Annotated in this window: 1 protein-coding gene; it reads left to right on the forward strand. The window is 74.5% G+C overall.

Annotated features, from left to right (window positions below; all coding sequences use genetic code 11):
• Nucleotides 1–364: 364 nt before the first annotated feature.
• A partial coding sequence (locus SSNG_RS45005; RefSeq protein ID WP_007267799.1) for a transglycosylase family protein occupies nt 365–1,051 on the forward strand: 687 nt, incomplete at its 3' end.

The raw sequence follows: 1,051 nt of genomic DNA on the forward strand, positions 1-1,051 counted from the left end.
CCCTGCCCGTGTGCCCCGCGCCGATCCCCGCACCCCGGCCGCCGAGCTGACGCTCCCGGGCGGGGCGGTCGCAGCCCGACCAACGGGCGCGCAGCGTCCGTACGGGGTCGGGGGCAGCGCCCCTGGGAACGGTGGAAGGGCGGGTAGGGGACCTCGCCCGCGCAACGGCGCGCCACCCCGCACCCGCCCCCCGTGCCCCCCCCGGAGGCGGGCCCCGGCATGGATCCGTGGATTCGCCGGACTCCGGCCGCGGGTCTGTGGGATCGTCAACTCACGCCGCCCTACGGCTGGTTGTCGCCCTTGTCAGCTCATGGGGCCGCCGTTAGGTTGTGCGGTTCCTGATGTCTTCTAGGGGGGGGCTCCCATGGGTGTACGGGGTCGACACCGCCGGTACCAGCCGAGCAGCATCAACCGGGCCTCGCTCGTCGTCACCGCAGGTGGCGCCGGGATCGCGCTCCCCCTCATCGGCGCCACGGACGCGCAGGCCGCCTCCGTGGACACCTGGAACAAGGTCGCCGCCTGCGAATCCACCAACAACTGGCAGGTCAACACCGGCAACGGCTACTACGGCGGCCTCCAGTTCAGCCAGAGCACCTGGCGCGAATTCGGCGGCACCGCCTACGCCCCGCGCGCCGACCTCGCCACCAAGGCCCAGCAGATCGCGGTAGCCGAGAAGGTGCTCAAGGGTCAGGGCCCCCGGGCCTGGCCCGCGTGCGGGCCCCAGGCCGGGCTCAGCCGCAGCGGGCCGGCCCCCGCCCTCGACCCCAAAGCCCCCGCGAAGGCCCCCGCGCGGCCGGCGGCCGAGCCTGCCGCCAAGCCCTCGGGTCAGGCCCACAAGGACCTGGTCCGGCCGACCAAGGCCACCACCGCGACCCCCGTCAGCATGCCCCGCCCGACCGGCACCCCGGTCCTGCCGAACCCGTACGTGGTCGCCCCCGGGGACTCCCTCTCGACGATCGCCTCCCAGCAGCACGTGGAGGGCGGCTGGCAGGCCCTGTACGAGACGAACCGGTTCCACGGTCGGCGGCAACCCCAACCTGATCTTCCCGGG

The organism is Streptomyces sp. C (genome assembly GCF_000158895.1).
GTDB lineage: Bacteria > Actinomycetota > Actinomycetes > Streptomycetales > Streptomycetaceae > Streptomyces > Streptomyces racemochromogenes.